We start from the raw sequence: 13,145 nt of genomic DNA, 5'->3' as shown, positions 1-13,145 counted from the left end.
GACGCGCCCTCATCCCACCTCTGTAGCCGGGGGGGATACCGCGAGATCGCGCAGCGCAACGCCGGCACGTTTACGATCCCATAGTTCGGTGCGGCAAGCCTGTTCCTTGACGAGGGCACGCTGTAGTTTTCCCGTGACAGTGCGCGGCATGGCCGGGAGCTGACACAGATAGCGCGGCATCATGAAATGGGGCAGCTCACGCATCAAAAAGCGCAGGAGCTCGATGTGGTTCAGCGCGGCGCCAGCCCGAGGGACAACGCAGAGCAATATATCATCATCGCCTTCATAGCCCGACTCCACGCCAACGGCGGCCGCTTCTTTGATATCCGGGTGCAGCAGCGCCGCAGCCTCGATATCACCTGCCGAGATGTTTTCGGCACGCCGGCGGATACGCTCTTTGGCGCGGTCCACGAAGTACACATAGCCGTCCTCATCAACATAGCCACAATCGCCGGTGTGGAACCAAAGATTGCGCCATGCCGCGACCGTTTTATCCGGCATACCGAGATAGCCCTGCATGACGATCCAAGGCTGGCGCGGACGTATCGCGAATTCGCCTATCTGGCCGGCGGGCAAAGCCTGGTCACGCGGGTCGAGCACGGCGAACTCAAAATGTTCCGTATCGACTTTGCCGCATGAACCCACGCGCAGGGGTTCACGATAATCTGTCCAGCAGGGGATGCCGATCTCCGTCAGGCCCCAGACCTCCATTCCGCGTACTCCAAAGCGGGCCTCGAATTGAGCCGCTATGCGCTTTGGAAAGGGTGCGGTTCGGATGAGCCGCAGCTGGTGCTGCCGATCGCCCGGGCCCGGCGGCTGCGCATAGACCATTTCAAGCATGGGCCCATGGGCGGCCGTCACCGTGGCGCCATAATCGCGAATACGAGTGAGCCATTGCGAGGGATCGAAACCGCTATCGAGCACCACCTTGCCGCCAGCCACCATGGTGGCAAGTACCGACATGAATTTGCCGGCCATGTGGTACATCGGGTAGAAAGAAAAGAAGACATCATCCTGCGTGAGGTCCATCTTCCGCGCGGCGCTTGTCGCCAGCAGCGCAATCTGCGCATGGGGAATCATCACACCCTTAGCCGGGCCGCTGGTCCCGGAGGTGTAGATGATCGAGCCAATGTCGGAGGGAGCGGCTGCGATAGAGTCGTCGCATGATCCGGATGTCACATCGGCACATCGCAGTACCTCCAGCTTACCTGTGTCCAGCGATCGGCTCGCCACACTGTCGTCGAGCAGCACGATGGTGCGCAAATGCGTGAGCTGTTCGCTTGACTGCAGAATCACCTCCAGATACGGGGCCGTGGTAAGCAGTATCCTGGCCTCGCTCAGATTCGCCGCGTGCTCGAGGCTTTTGCCCTTATATCCCGTGTTGATCCCGACATCGACCGCGTTGAGCCGATTGGTCGCTAACCAGGCGTGGACCGCGTGTAATGAATTGGGCAGCATGCTTAGCACGCGATCGCCGGGTCGTACGCCCAATCCAAACAGGCGGCCGGCCAGGTCCGCCACACGCTGGCCCATCTCGGCATAGGTTTCGCACACGTCGCCGGCGAGTTCCAGAAAGGGCCGCGATGCGAATTGGGCTACGGCCTGGGCCAGGATCGCGGGCACGGTCCATTGGTCCATGGCAGGGTCGGAAAAGGGCGCGCAGCCGGCTTGATTGTCTCTATCCACCATCATTTATTCGTATGAAAGCTTTGGGGAAGCGATAGTGTACGGGCCTGTCGCCGCCCCGGGAATGCGCGCGTGCCCTCAATCCCCGCTTTTTTCTATGATCTCCGTGCGGTGAGCATTTAGCGCCGGGGGACCACGTCTGACCGTTGCGGGGGTGCGAGATAGTTTGACGGGGCTACCAATAAAGCGCATGTCCTCCTGGCCGGACACGGGGACGGTGGCGATCAATTCATTCGCGGCGACTTGGGGATGTGCCAGCACCTGATTGAAATCCAGAATAGGTGCGGCGAGGACACCGGCGCCTTGAAGTTGTTCTACGCTCTGCGCGACTGTAAGCGGGAGAAAATGCGGGCGCAGGACTTCTGCAATGGCCTCTTTGTTAGCCGCCTGGCCGTGTTTGTCTGTCCATCCAGGCGTGGTCGATAAATCCTCGATACCCAGTCCCTTGCAGATAAGCTGCAGTGGGTTATCCCGAAAAAATCCGATGACGGTCAACCAGCCATCGCTGGCTTGCGCGGTGAAATTCAAGGCGCGCTCGAACCAGCGTGTCTCGTAGTCGTAATTCAAAGCGGTAGCGGCCTCCAGGCTTTGCATGGCGATCAGCGCATTGAAAAGCGAGACGTTCACCTGCTGGCCTAGGCCCGAGCGCTGGCGTTCAAGGATGGCGAGCAGAATGCCTTGGGCCAACAACAAGCCCGAGGTGTAGTCCGCGATAGGAACGTTGATGAACGTGGGTGCGTTAGCCGCCGCGGTGGTCTTCCACGCGATGCCGCTGATGGATTGAATCAGAAAGTCTTGTCCCGCCATGCCCGATAGCGGGCCGCTCTCGCCGAATCCGCTGGCCCCGGCATAGATGATGCGCGGATTGATCTTCTGCACTTCCGCATAGCTAAAGCCCATCCGCTCGAGTACGCCGGGCCGGTAGTTGTGCATCAGCACGTCTGCCTCTTGCAACAGGCGCCGGAAGTGTTCCTGGTCGTCCGGGCTTTTCAGGTCCAGACAGATCGATCGCTTATTGCGATTCACGGCGCCGAAGTAGCTGCCCATCTTGCCGTGAGCGTTGGCGACCGTATCGCTGTGGCGTAGCGAATCGCCACGCCCCGGGCGTTCGATCTTCAGCACATCGGCGCCAAAGTCGCCAAGGATCTGACCGGCCAGCGGCCCCTGAAAGACCTCGCATAACTCGAGAACTTTCACGCCTTCTAATACCGAGGACATGGTCTTCTCCTTAGCGCTTGTAGACATCTTTAGCGATCATCAGGCGCTGAATCTGGTTGGTGCCTTCCCAGATCTGCGTCACCTTGGCATCGCGCAGCATGCGCTCGACGGGGTAGTCCTTCAGGAACCCATAGCCGCCGTGTAGTTGCACCGCATCTGTCGCCACGGACATCGCCGCATCCGTGCAAAGCACCTTGGCCATAGAGGCATATTTCTTGGCGTCGGGCAGTTGGTTGACGACCAGCGTGGCGGCATGCATCAGCATCGTTCGGCCAGCCTCGACCTTCATCGCCATGTCAGCGACCATGCCCTTGATCATCTGAAAATCCGCGATGGGACGGCCGAACTGCTCGCGCTGTTGGGTATAAGCGATCGCTTCGTCCAGCGCGCCTTGTGCGATGCCCAAGCCATGCGCTGCGTATTTCAGCCGCGATGCCAGCAGGCCTGCGCGAATGTAATCGCCGCCTTTTGCCGGATCGCCGATGACACGGTCCAAAGGGATTTCGCAGTTCTCGAGGATGACATCGGAAGTAGGGCTGCCGCGCAGGCCCATCTTGCGTTCCGGCGCGCCAAATGACACGCCAGCGTCGTCTTTGCTGACCAGGAAGATGCCAAATTTATCGGCCTCTGTTCGCGCGAAGATCAAGTACCAGTCCGCCCAGCCCCCGTTGGTGATGAAGCGCTTGGTACCGTTAAGCAACCATCCGGTCTCGGTGCGCTTCGCGCTCGTCACCACGCCCATCAGATCAGAGCCGCCTTTAGGTTCCGTCAATCCCCAGGCTGAACGGTGTTCACCGCGAACCACGGGAGGGATGATCATCTCTTTTTGCGCGTCGGTGCCGAACCGTTGCACGAGCATCATGATCCAGCAGGTCGAAATGGTAGTGGCGGTCGATGCGCACACCCGGGCGAGCTCTTCTACCGTGATGATCTGGGTAAAGACGTCGCCTTCTTGTCCGCCAAACGCCTCGCTAAAGGGCAGGCCGGGCAAGCCCAGATCAAGGCTGGCCTGATATGCCTCAAGGGGAGGGCGGGCTTCGTCGTCCACCTTGGCGGCGAAGGGGGCGACTTTCTCCTTTGCGAAACGGCGTACCTGTTCGCGAAAACTCGCGTATGTATCGTCATACTGGGAAATCAGCATGTGAGTCTCCTGTCCACGCGATTCGCGCGATTATTCCGTTGCTGTCATCTTGGGCGGCCAGGTGCGCGACGGTATGCGGTTGCGCTCCGATTCCGGGCTGGCCAATGCGATCTCCTCGGCAGTCAATCCGACGGCGGCAAGGATCTCATCCGACCGATCGGTGGTATCGGTGGCGGGCGGGGTAAAGGGTTCCGCGCCAAAACGCGGGATGACGGGCACGCTTAAAGCGTTGGAAGTCGCATGACGCGCCGTGATATGAGGTTGATTCCAGACTTCCTCCGGGCTGAACACCGGCATGATGCAGGCGTCTTTGCCGATGAACATCTCGGCCCATTCGTCACGCGTCTTCTCCCGGAACCGGGCCGTGAATCGCTCGCGTATTTCTGGCCACAGACGCATGTCCATGTGGTCGGGAGGTTCGGTGTCGAACAACACCTTCCATAAGTTGACAAAGAACTGGTGTTCGAGCGCGCCAACGGACACATACTTGCCGTCCGCGCATTCATAACATCGATAGTAGGGCGCGCCGCCCGCCAACAGACCCTGGCCGCGCTCGGGCAATATCGGGGTCTGCCATACCGGCCAATGCATGGCCATCAATGATAAACAGCCGTCAATCATGGCGGCGTCGACGTATTGACCCTTGCCCGTGCGGGTCCGATCGAACAGCGCAGCCACGATGCCCAAGGCCGCTATAAAGCTGCCGGCGGCGAAATCGGCCAGCAGATTCAATGGCACAGAGGGTGGCCCATCTGCCGGACCGATGGCGCCGAGCACACCGGTCAAAGCCAGATACGAGATATCGTGGCCCGCCTCCTGAGCCAGCGGGCCCTTTTGCCCGTAGCCAGTGACGGAGCAGTAGACCAGACGGGGATTCTCTTTACTAAGGGCTTCGTAGCCTGCGCCTAGCCTGTCGCATACACCCGGGCGGAAACTCTCGACGAACACGTCCGCGGTCTGGCACAAGCGCTGCAGCGCGCGCTGTCCGGCTTCGGACTTCAGATCCAATTTGATGAAGTGTTTGCCGCGCGAGAAGGTGGCGATGGGGTTGCCCGCACGGCCACCGCCGACGACGATGACTTCGGCGCCTAAATCGGCCAGCAACATCGTGCAATAAGGGCCGGGCGCGAGCCGCGACATATCGATGATACGCACGCCCTCGAGGGGCTTGCGGGGCGCGGCGTTGGTGGAGCCAGTGGAGGCGTGATTGACCATGATCAAACCTCCATATCCGTCAAGTGCTCGCGCAGGGCATGCGCGGCCAACAGAAAAAAGCCCTGGCCAAAGAGCGTCCACCCAAAGGGCACACCGGGACCGCCGGGCACCATAGCGACGCCTGGCACCTTGCCATTGGGTTCAACGCTGCCCGCGGCCACAATAAAGGCCTTGAGTGCGCGTTCCCGCAACGCGTCAGCCGAGTGGCCCTCGACGCGGATACCGAGCTCGACGGCGCGCTGCGCGGCATAGGCATACATCAGCGTGGCCGAGGCCTCGAGGTTAGACAAGGGGTCATCGAGTACGTGAAAGAAGTAGCCCGAGGCATCCTGCATCGACGACATCGCGCCGAGCACACGCGCGTAGGTCTCGCGTACAAAGCCGGCTTCGGGATGCTCGGGCGCCAGCGTCAGCAGCTCCGCGCAGCACGCCAACAGCCAGCCGTTGCCGCGCGCCCAGAATGTGGATTGGGGAAAATGATTGGGCTTCTCGCACCAGGCGTGACGGGCCAGATGGAATTCGGGATCCACTAGTCGCCGTACATGGACTCGGAACTGCTTGAACGCCTCGTCCACCGGGCCGGAGTCGTTGGTAAGTTTGCCGTAGTGCGCCATGAATGGGCACATCAAATACGTGAAATCGATCCACAGCTCGGGCCCTTCACCACGCGACCAGATGCCTCCCTCACTGGTACGGGGCGCATCAAGCAGCGCCTGATATTGACGCGCCGCGCTCGCGAGATAGCGCTCATCGCGACTGCGTTCGAATAACTGCAGCATCGGCGCGCCCACCGCCGCAGTTTCGCTCGCCAGGGGGGTGAAGGAACGAATATGTCCGCCGCTGGATGTGTGCCAGTCGCCATAGCTCAGGTTGCCGTCGGACTTCTGCGTCGCCACGGCGCGGTCTATCCAACGCTTGGCCAGCGGTCGGAATGCTTCCTGATCCCATATCAGTAAACCCGACAGTGCCGGCGCTTTCTGCCAACAATCACGCTCGTTGGGGTTGTCCCGAATAAAGCCGCTCACGCGCTGAACCAACTCCTCCAAACCCATATTGACTTCTCCTTTTCGGATACATACTATGTGGCCGGTATGTTATGGACCGTGTGGGTGGCTGTCAAGCGAACAGGCAGGCTTGTCTGACCTCAGCGGACGCAAGGCATCCCGACTCAAAAATCTCAAAGGAGCTTCGCATGAATGGTTCGGAAGCAATGGTTCGCACCCTGCTCAACCATGGCGTTTCAGTCTGTTTTGCCAATCCCGGCACTTCGGAAATGCACTTTGTCTCGGCGCTCGATCGCCTGCCGCAAATGCGCTGTGTGTTGGGCTTGTTCGAAGGCGTTGTCACCGGCGCGGCCGATGGTTACTACCGGATGACGCGTCGGCCTGCGGCGACGCTGTTGCACCTGGGATCCGGGCTGGGTAACGGCATCGCGAACTTGCACAATGCCAAACGCGCGCGTTCGGGCATCGTCAATATCATCGGCGAGCATGCTCAGGACCATATTGCCAATGATGCGCCGTTGACGTCGGATATTCAGGCGCTGGCGCGCCCGGTATCGCATTGGGTACGTACTTGCGCTTCGGCTGTCACGGCTCCAGCCGACACGGCAGAGGCCGTGCGCGTGGCCAGCGGCTCGCCGGGCCGTGTAGCGTCGTTGATCTTGCCTGCCAACGCGTCGTGGGAAGACAGTCCCGCGGGCGCTGTTGAAAGGACTCACGGTACGCGTCCGTCGCCATGCACCGCGAGCAGCGTGGTGGACGATGTCGCCAAGGCCCTGCGCGCCGCACAGGTGCGGCCGGATCAGATGGCTTTGCTATTGGGCGGGCGCGCCATGTTGGGTGAAGGCCCGCGTTTGGCCGCGCAGATCGCCGCGCGTGTCGGTTGCAAGCTCTATGCGGAAACCAAGAATGCCCGTTCATTACGCGGCGCGGGCCGCGTCAATATTCCCCAGATTCCTTATCCCTTGAATGGCGCTTTGGAGGCGCTGGATGACATTCGCTTGTTGGTCTTGGTCGATGCCGTAGCGCCCGTCGCCTTCTTCGGCTACCCGGGCAAGCCACGTTTTCTGACACACCCCGGGTGCCGGATCGAAACCCTGGTGTCCGCAGAGGAGGATGTCGAGAGCGCATTGCAAGCCTTGAGCGATGCCGTCGGCGGCAAGCCTGGCGAGTTGGTGTATGTGAGCGACGGTACGCAGCGGCTTGCCTGGGACGCACAGGCTCGACCCAATTCACAGGATATGGGAAGAGTACTCGCCGCGCTGTTACCCGAGAACGCGATTGTGGTCGACGAAGCCATCACCACTGGCAGGCAACTGCAGTCAGGCGCGGCGGCCGGTCGGCCGCATGATTGGCTCGAGATCACCGGGGGCGCGATTGGATATGGGTTGCCGTGCGCCACGGGTGCAGCGGTCGCATCGCCCGGGCGAAAAGTTGTGGCCATCATCGGGGATGGCAGCGCGATGTACACGTTGCAGTCGCTGTGGACGATGGCACGGGAAGGCTTGGACGTCACCGTTGTGATCTGCGCGAACCGCAAATATCAGATCTTGCAAGGTGAACTCGCCGCCATGGGGGGGCCACCGCCTGCGGCCAACGCCACGCGCATGTTGTCACTCGAGCAGCCGCATCTGGACTGGGTCAAGCTGGCCGAGGGGCAGGGCGTAAGTGGTAAGCGCGTGGACAACATGGACGCGTTTGCAAAAGCCCTGGCGGCCGGGCTGGCGAGTGGGGGGCCGAATTTGATCGAAGTTTTGCTCTGAGTCGTGTAGCGGCCTCGGCCGCGCATGCTCATTCCAAAGACACCGCATAGGAAACCAACAGGAGACAATCATCGTGCTGAATAAAAATTCCTTGCTTCACGTCAAACGCATGCTGGGCGCTATGGTCGGCGTCGCCGCGGCGTGGGCACCCTTGTCGGCGAGTCAGGCCGCGTACCCGGATAAGCCCATCACCGTCGTCGTCCCTTTTGCGCCGGGTGGCTCTACCGATCAGATCGGCCGCATTGTGGCCGAGCATCTGCAAAAGCGCTTCAAGACACCTGTCGTGGTCGAGAACAAACCGGGCGCAAATGGCACGGTCGGGAACGCTTACGTCGCGCGCACCAAGGCTGACGGCTACACGCTGCTGATCGGCGGCACCGATATCGCGGCCAGTCCTTACCTCTATAAGAATCTGCCCTTCGATCCGAAGGACTTCATTCCCATCGGATTGGTCGCTGAGTTTCCGTTCGTGATGCTAACCAATAAGAGCAAGGGCTTCACCACGGTGCAGCAATTCGTGGACTACGCGAAGAAGAATCCGGACAAGGTCAGTTTCTCTTCCGCCGGCCTGGGCAATTCGACACACCTGGCGGGCGAAACCTTCAAGAAGGCCGCCGGTCTTGACGGCATGGTGCATGTGCCGTACAACGGCAGCGCGCCGGCGTTGGCGGCTGTACTGGGCAACCAGGTAGACACGGTGTTTGATACCGCAATCACTGCCGTGCCCTTGGCCACAGGCGGGCAAGCGACAGCGCTTGCCGTCATCGCGCAACAGCGTCTTGCGCAACTGCCCGATGTCCCGACCATGACCGAACTTAACTACAACGAATATTCAAAACTGGTGCCTTGGTCTTGGAAGGGCGTATTCGCGCCGGCTGGTACGCCGCCCGAGGTCGTTGCTACGCTGCGCTCATCATTGGCCGATCTGGCGTCAGACCCTGCCTTCAAGCAACGTATCGAAAACGCCGCCTCTCTGCCCGTACCGCCGAAAACCCCAGAGCAATTGGAGCAGTTCCTCGCTGATCAACGCGCGGGCTGGAAACGCGTGATCGAGGAGGCGCAAGTTCAACCGCAGTAACCCCAAGGGAATGATGTAGTAAGCAATGCCTGGCTGTTCATACTAATAAAGTGAAGGAGACTCACCCATGAAACGCAGAACTTTGCTGAGCGTAGCGCTAGCCGCCTGCGCGCTTTTCCCGCTCGGCGCCATGAGCGCCGAGCCAACCTGGCCGTCCAAGCCTGTCAAACTCATCGTCGCGTATCCACCCGGAGGGGCCACCGATACCCAGGCTCGCATCGTCGCCAAGCGCCTGTCGGAGAAGTGGGGACAACCGGTCATTGTTGAAAACAAACCCGGCGGCAACACCGTCATCGCGACCGACCCGGTGGCCAAGGCAAATCCGGATGGTTATACATTGCTGCTGACGGCGATGCCTGTGCTTCTGAATCCCATTCTGATGGAGAAGCTGCCGTACGACGCGGACAAGGATCTGGTGCCGGTAACCACGCTGACATCGATTTCAAATATCCTCGTCGCGGCGCCTGATTTTGGGGTCAAGAACGTGCCCGAACTCATCGCCAAAGTGAAGGCGAATCCGGGCTCCGTGTCCTTCGCCTCTGCTGGAGTCGCCACCTCCACGCATTTGTCCGCCGAACAGTTTGCGAGCATGACGGGCACCAAGATGACGCACGTTCCGTACAAAGGCAGCAGCCCCGCGCATCAGGATCTGATTTCCGGACGTGTGCAAATCATGTTTGATAACGGCGCGCTACAGCTGGTGAAGGCAGGCCGCGTCGTGCCGCTGGGCGTCACGTCGGCCAAGCGCCTGCCATGGTTGCCCGACGTGCCCACGATCGCGGAGCAGGGGGTGCCGGGCTACGAGGCATCCGCCTGGTACGGCATCTTCGCGCCGGGCGGCACGGACCCCCAAATCGTTGATAAGCTCGCGAAGGATATCACTGAGGTGGTCCGCGCTCCCGACCTGCAGCCGCAGTGGGAGGCCATGGGCGCGATGGCCGGGGGCGGAACGCCGCAGGAATTCCGCGATTATTTGAAGAAAGAAAAGGCGCGATGGGAAAAGGTTATCCGGGAGCAGAACATTAAGTACTGAAGTTGATGGCTGCGCGGCGTGGCGCCCGCCCGCGCCTCACGCCGTCTGCGCGGCAGCCATCCGTATTAAATGATCCAACAGCAGCTTGGACGCACCGGACAGCGTCTCCTTGCTACGCACACACAGCTTCAACTGCCGTTGCGCCCAAGCATCCGTGAGCGGAATAATCGCCAGATCTTCGACCACGTGCATCGACAATGCCTTGGTAGGCAGAATCCCCAACCCCAACCCCGCTCGCACCATGGCAACCAAGGCATCATACGAGGTGACTTGAAAGCGCAAGCGCAAGCTGCGGTTCATCCCTGCAGCTTCGCGCGTGAACAGATAGTTGGCAGCGCTGCCACGATGCATGCCTACGTGGTCATAGTCCAACGTCTCGGCAAAGTCCACTTGATCGCGGCCTGCCAATGCATGTCCCCGTGGCACCACCACCGACATCACGTCGCGATGGTAGGGGAATAGGTCCAGTCCTTGCTCGTCATCTGATTGGGTGTAGACGCCGATGTCGGCCGCATTGTCGAGCACCGCGCGCGTGACGCCCGCACTGACGGATTCTTCCAGATCGATTTGCACATTGGGGTGCTGATCCATGAAGCGACGCAGTTCGGTGGGAAGGAACTGCGCAATGGACGACAGGTTGGCGGCAACGCGCACCCGGCCACGCAGGCCCACGGAATACTCCCGGATTTCGGCCGCCAAATCCTGGGTCTGGTGCAACAGGGCCCGGGCCCGTCGCGCTAACGCACGCGCGGCGCTAGTGGGCTCGACGCCGCGCGCGTGGCGTTGAAACAGCGTCACGTCCAGCGTACGTTCCAAATCTGCTAATCGTTTCGACAACGCCGAAGGCGCAATGTGTTCGCGCGCGGAGGCGCTGGCAATGCTGCCTTCTTCCAGGACGGCGAGAAACACTTGCAGCGAGTACAAATCCAGGCGGGTCGTCATGCTCTCAGTGCGCTTTCAAAACCATTCCGATTAAGGCGGATAGCTTACTTCATAGACAGCTTGGAAAAGAGCGTCGCTTTGCGCCCGACCGTCTGCGCGAACGGCGGCGTCACGCCGGAAGCCATAACGATGTCCTCTACAATGCTGCGTTATGCCGCACTCGCAATGAGGTGGCCCGCAGCAAAGAGTAGTATGGCCAGCAAGAAGAAATCGACCTCCAGTAAGAAACGTTCCAGCTCCTCCAGCAAGGCTGCGTCCTCCAGCCGTTTCGCCAAGTTTTTAGGGACTTTTTTCGTCTTCGTGGCGACCGGTTTTGGTATCGGCACCTATGGGCTTAATCCGCAGTGGCGAATGCCCGACATGGCGAGCCTGCCGGTCTGGGCGCAGGATGTCGCGCAACGCCTGCAGGGCCTTTTGCCGTCGTTTTCTGGTGTTGACGGCTACGCGCCGTCCGTACATGCCACCGGCGAGACGGTCCAGACCCAATTCTTCGCCTGCCCGCAATTTTTTCCCGGTCAAGCGCCGGTCGTTCCCGCCACGCAGAAGCTGCGCGAGCTCTGTTTTTCGGGATTTGCGGTTCTGCATAGCGGACAGACCAAGACGCCTGTCTTTGTGGCTGAGCGCTTGAACAGGCAATTGCTCGCGCAAGGGCAGGGCTTGCAGCGCACCGACAAATTCTATGCAGACGCCCGCCTGCCCGCGACAGAACGGGCCGAGCTCGCCGACTACAAAGGATCGGGCTATTCGCGGGGGCACATGGCGCCGGCGGCGGACATGTACAACGCCGACGCCATGGCGCAAAGTTTTTCGCTGGCCAATATGGTGCCTCAAGACCAGACGCATAATGCGGGTCCCTGGAGCAAGATAGAACAGGACACGCGTAAATTTGTCGAGCGTGCCACTGGTGATGTGTATATCTTTACCGGTCCTGTCTACGACGAGCGGCCCAAAACCATCGGTAGCGGCGTGGCCGTGCCCAGTCATTTGTTCAAGCTGGTGTATGACGAGGCGACCGGCAGGGCGTGGGTACACTGGCAGGCCAACCGCGCTGAGACAAAAGTTGGTGCGCCAATCAGCTACGAGGAATTCGTTAAACGCACGGGCTTACGTCTTTTGCCCGCTGCGCGCTGATCTCGACGGAATCGCTGAGCCAGTGGGTCGCTACATCTCAGCGGACTTAGTCCGATTATGCAGTGCATGGCGACTTCCTCCACATCATCCAAGCGCACGCGATCTAAAGTGCTCGCGATGATCTTGTACTCGCTACGGCCCCCTGTCTTGTCAAACATTGCGTTTCGGACTGCTCACGGGCCGGTATCTCAAGGTCATCGTCCACCCAGCCCCCGTCCAACCATCGTTGTTCGGATTCACCCCTATTCGAGGAATCATGCGATCATTAATTGCAATAGAGTTGACCCATGTCGCGGCAGGCTTAGGTATGAATGACGGCGGCGTTTACTTGACCCACCCATCGGGTAAGACGTCTTGGTGTGGGCTTACCGGCCATGGGTACGGTTGCGACTTTGCTCGCTGGAGCGTTGGCCCGGTAGGAGGGACACTGATAAATAACCGCCTCCGGACTTCTGACAAAAAGAAAGATTGATCCCGAAAAACTTTGGAGTCTCCCCAGTAGGTGAATCCATACGTATGACGGCGCCCAAACTGGGCGCCGTTGCTTTTCAGGTCGAAGCGTGCTGCTTACTTTCCACCCGTGTTTGGCATTTTTGGCTCGTTCGTGCCCGGCTCAGCGCGGTTTGGCACCTGGTTCTCGGTCGTCGGCAGGCCCGTCTGACTACCGGGGGTGCCGGTGCTCGTGCCAGTAGCGTGATTCGGCTGCGAGCCCAGGGTGCCTTGGCTGCCTTGCGACGGATTGGTGTTCACCGGAGGCGGAATTTGTCCGGGAGGCACCGGGGTGTTGGGCGGCACTGCCGTGCCATCATTCGGAGTGGTCGAGGGCGACGTACTCGACGGCACGCCGGTATCCGGAGTGCTTTGGGCGTAAGCACCTCCAGCCAAAGCGCCCATTACAGTCATCGCGGCAGTCCAGGTCAGCAGTTCACGTTTCATG

General features: G+C 60.4%; 11 protein-coding genes. 4 read left to right on the top strand and 7 right to left on the bottom strand.

Translation table 11 applies throughout. The annotated features are described in order from the left end of the window. Nucleotides 1-9: 9 nt before the first annotated feature. The 5 genes from GOQ28_RS14490 to GOQ28_RS14470 form a co-directional block, all read right to left on the bottom strand. The gene (locus GOQ28_RS14490; protein WP_236844355.1) at nucleotides 10-1,638 is read right to left on the bottom strand and encodes an AMP-binding protein; all 1,629 of its coding nucleotides are present in this window, start codon (nucleotides 1,636-1,638) and stop codon (nucleotides 10-12) included. Nucleotides 1,639-1,764: 126 nt separating this feature from the next. Next, entirely contained in the window at nucleotides 1,765-2,904 is a 1,140-nt protein-coding gene (locus GOQ28_RS14485; protein WP_160356944.1) for a CaiB/BaiF CoA transferase family protein, read from the bottom strand. 10 nt (nucleotides 2,905-2,914) lie between these two features. Then, nucleotides 2,915-4,045: an acyl-CoA dehydrogenase family protein gene (locus tag GOQ28_RS14480; RefSeq protein ID WP_160356943.1), complete on the bottom strand. Its 1,131-nt coding sequence runs from the start codon at nucleotides 4,043-4,045 to the stop codon at nucleotides 2,915-2,917. Between the two features lie 30 nt (nucleotides 4,046-4,075). Next, on the bottom strand, nucleotides 4,076-5,260 hold the full coding sequence (locus tag GOQ28_RS14475) for a CaiB/BaiF CoA transferase family protein (protein WP_160356942.1): 1,185 nt from the start codon (nucleotides 5,258-5,260) through the stop codon (nucleotides 4,076-4,078). A gap of 2 nt (nucleotides 5,261-5,262) precedes the next feature. Next, nucleotides 5,263-6,312 carry a glycoside hydrolase family 88 protein gene (locus GOQ28_RS14470; protein ID WP_160356941.1) on the bottom strand — a complete coding sequence of 350 codons (1,050 nt, stop codon included), beginning with the start codon at nucleotides 6,310-6,312 and terminating at the stop codon, nucleotides 5,263-5,265. A gap of 140 nt (nucleotides 6,313-6,452) precedes the next feature. Between GOQ28_RS14470 and GOQ28_RS14465 the strand changes: the two genes are divergently transcribed. The 3 genes from GOQ28_RS14465 to GOQ28_RS14455 all read left to right on the top strand — a co-directional run bounded on the left by GOQ28_RS14465 (nucleotide 6,453) and on the right by GOQ28_RS14455 (nucleotide 10,135). Beyond that, the gene (locus GOQ28_RS14465) at nucleotides 6,453-8,024 is read left to right on the top strand and encodes an acetolactate synthase large subunit (protein ID WP_160356940.1); all 1,572 of its coding nucleotides are present in this window, start codon (nucleotides 6,453-6,455) and stop codon (nucleotides 8,022-8,024) included. 73 nt (nucleotides 8,025-8,097) lie between these two features. Further along, the gene (locus tag GOQ28_RS14460) at nucleotides 8,098-9,102 is read left to right on the top strand and encodes a Bug family tripartite tricarboxylate transporter substrate binding protein (protein WP_336603783.1); all 1,005 of its coding nucleotides are present in this window, start codon (nucleotides 8,098-8,100) and stop codon (nucleotides 9,100-9,102) included. A 67-nt stretch (nucleotides 9,103-9,169) separates the two neighbouring features. Then, nucleotides 9,170-10,135 carry a Bug family tripartite tricarboxylate transporter substrate binding protein gene (locus GOQ28_RS14455; protein WP_160356939.1) on the top strand — a complete coding sequence of 322 codons (966 nt, stop codon included), beginning with the start codon at nucleotides 9,170-9,172 and terminating at the stop codon, nucleotides 10,133-10,135. A 36-nt stretch (nucleotides 10,136-10,171) separates the two neighbouring features. Here GOQ28_RS14455 and GOQ28_RS14450 read toward each other — a convergent pair whose 3' ends face one another. Further along, complete coding sequence (locus GOQ28_RS14450) at nucleotides 10,172-11,077, bottom strand: LysR family transcriptional regulator (RefSeq protein WP_160356938.1); 906 nt, start codon at nucleotides 11,075-11,077, stop codon at nucleotides 10,172-10,174. A gap of 192 nt (nucleotides 11,078-11,269) precedes the next feature. On the opposite strand from GOQ28_RS14450, the gene GOQ28_RS14445 reads away from it, so the two are divergent. Beyond that, complete coding sequence (locus GOQ28_RS14445) at nucleotides 11,270-12,208, top strand: DNA/RNA non-specific endonuclease (RefSeq protein WP_160357030.1); 939 nt, start codon at nucleotides 11,270-11,272, stop codon at nucleotides 12,206-12,208. Nucleotides 12,209-12,775: 567 nt separating this feature from the next. Here GOQ28_RS14445 and GOQ28_RS18540 read toward each other — a convergent pair. After that, complete coding sequence (locus GOQ28_RS18540; protein WP_202109741.1) at nucleotides 12,776-13,144, bottom strand: hypothetical protein; 369 nt, start codon at nucleotides 13,142-13,144, stop codon at nucleotides 12,776-12,778. Nucleotide 13,145 lies beyond the last annotated feature (1 nt).

The organism is Bordetella sp. 02P26C-1 (assembly GCF_009763255.1).
Taxonomy (GTDB): domain Bacteria; phylum Pseudomonadota; class Gammaproteobacteria; order Burkholderiales; family Burkholderiaceae_B; genus Bordetella_A.
The sequence above is the reverse complement of the archived record's forward strand: the minus strand, read 5'-3'. Positions and strand labels throughout refer to the sequence as shown.